The following is a 1,387-nucleotide window of genomic DNA, read 5'->3' as shown; positions in this document are numbered from 1 at the left end:
GGACGCCGACGAGGGTGGGCTTCTTGCCGTGCTGGTCGCCGAAGCGGCCGAGCAGCGGGGTGAAGACGGCGGCCGAAAGGAGCGTGGCGGTGGTCACCCAGCTGACGTTCGCGGTGGTGGCGTTCAGGTCCGCCTGGATGATGCCCAGCACCGGGACGACCAGGGTCTGCATCATCGAGACGACCATGGCCGCAAGGCCGAGCGCCAGGACGAGCAGGGTCTGCCCGGAGGCCCGTGGGGGTGCGGCGCGGTGTGCGTGGGACACGGCATTCTCTCTCAGTTACTTGACAACCTTGATGCTTGAGATTCTCAAGCAATGAGTCGACGGTAAACGCCAATATTTGAGATAGTCAACTTTCAGGAGGTAAAGTGACCCTCATGACAGGCACTCCCAGCACCGACACGGACGAGCTCATGGAGCTGCTCTCGGTGTCGCTCGGCGCCTACTACGGCGATTTCACGCTCGCGGCGGCGAGCGAGAACCTCACGGCGAGCCAGGGCAAGGCACTGACCGTGCTGCGCCGGGGCCCCGCGGCGATGCGCTCCCTGGCCGACACCTTGACCTGCGACGCGTCGAACATGACCGGGATCATCGACCGGCTGGAGAAGCGCGGCCTGGTGCGCCGCGAACCCAGTCCCTCCGACCGGCGCGTCAAGAACGTCGTCCTCACGAACGAGGGCGAGCGCGTGACCGACGCGATCCGCGCGAGAATGCGCGCCACGCGGGAGGGCCTGGAACGGCTCAGCGCCCAGGACCGGGACATGCTGCACATCCTTCTGGAACGCGTTTTCGTCTCCAGGCCTGCTGCCGCCTGAATCGGACGGAGCTCATGGCGTCTGCCTCCACAGCCGCCTCAGCTCGCTGGGCTTCCACGGGTCAGTAGGATCTTCGGCATGGCGAAGCGGCGGGTGCAGCGGCGGGTACGGAAGATCCTGGGCGAGGAGCCGGTTGCCCTGGTCTGGTGTGAGATCCACAAGCCCATTCCCACACCGCCCAAGGACGTCCACCGCGCCGCGGGCAAGGGGCGTCTGAAATCGCGCCACCACTGGTTGGTGTACGCGGGGGCCGTGGTGTTCTGTTTCGTGGTCGTGCCGGTGATCCTGATCGACAAACTCGGGCGCAAACTGGACCAGTTGCTGTCGTCGGGGCGGAGCCGTGGGCGTCAGACCGGACCATCACGGACCGCGCCCGATGCAGGCGGCCCCAGCCGTGGCCGCGACCCTGAGGGTGAGCGCGGGCAGGGTGCGGACAACGGCGTCTTCGACGGTGACTGGAACCTGACCGCGGGCCAGCTGCTGTTGCGTTGGTACGGACACTCGCCGAGCCCCAAGCGTCTGGTCATGCTGACGCGCGACCGCATCTGCGTGGCCGCGTCCCCTCGCCGCC

Annotated in this window: 3 protein-coding genes; 2 read left to right on the top strand and 1 reads right to left on the bottom strand. The window is 67.3% G+C overall.

The genetic code is table 11. The features are described 5' to 3' along the window. Positions 1 to 265: MFS transporter (locus ACZ5CR_RS45275; RefSeq protein ID WP_468869523.1), on the bottom strand; the 265-nt coding region annotated here is incomplete at its 3' end. Positions 266 to 378: 113 nt separating this feature from the next. Here ACZ5CR_RS45275 and ACZ5CR_RS45270 point away from each other — a divergent pair. Both ACZ5CR_RS45270 and ACZ5CR_RS45265 read left to right on the top strand, forming a co-directional pair. Then, a complete protein-coding gene (locus tag ACZ5CR_RS45270) occupies positions 379 to 816 on the top strand; it encodes a MarR family winged helix-turn-helix transcriptional regulator (RefSeq protein ID WP_468869520.1) in 438 nt (145 codons plus the stop codon). 78 nt (positions 817 to 894) lie between these two features. Beyond that, the coding region (locus ACZ5CR_RS45265; RefSeq protein ID WP_468869518.1) for a hypothetical protein at positions 895 to 1,387 on the top strand (493 nt) is incomplete at its 3' end.

It is taken from the genome of Streptomyces sp. NPDC031274, assembly GCF_055570235.1.
The sequence above is the reverse complement of the archived record's forward strand: the minus strand, read 5'-3'. Positions and strand labels throughout refer to the sequence as shown.